At 29.6% G+C, this 575-nt stretch carries 1 rRNA gene; it reads left to right on the forward strand.

What is annotated here, in order from left to right:
* Positions 1-75 (forward strand): 5S ribosomal RNA (rrf, locus tag KPL55_RS26945); the annotation flags it as partial.
* Positions 76-575 lie beyond the last annotated feature (500 nt).

The raw sequence follows: 575 nt of genomic DNA on the forward strand, positions 1-575 counted from the left end.
AACACGAAGGTTAAGCTTCAATGCGCCGATGGTACTGCAGGGGTGACCTTGTGGAAGAGTAGGTTGTCGCCAGGTAATAATAAAACCACTAAGTTTATCTTAGTGGTTTTTTGTGCGTAAAAAATAATTTTCCTTTCTTTATTAAAATCATATTTATAAAATATCATAAACCTCTTCTTGCTCATAGATTAAGTACAGCAAATAATCTTTTAGTAGTACTATAAAAAGCATTTTAGATGGTAATTAGAGATAAATCTCACATACTTAGCCATGTGTATCGTAATGTGAAATAACGAATTATTTATACTAATATGTAGGAATATGTAGATAAACTAGCTATAACGTATATGGGTTGAAATTATACTCATATATATATGATAGAATACTCCTTGTCGTCACTTGAGAGTGGCACACCAAGCTAAATGTTAATTAGGATTTAATCAAGTTTTAAATAAAAACTTAGTTTAAAAGAATTAGTTGACAAAACAAGATATACCTAGTATTATAGTAGAAGTCGTCACTTGATGACAAACAAATTGGTCTTTGAAAATTAAACAGAGAAATAGGTAAACTTA

This window comes from Clostridium lacusfryxellense, from assembly GCF_018861735.1.
In the GTDB taxonomy this organism is placed as follows: Bacteria; Bacillota; Clostridia; order Clostridiales; family Clostridiaceae; genus Clostridium_AD; species Clostridium_AD lacusfryxellense.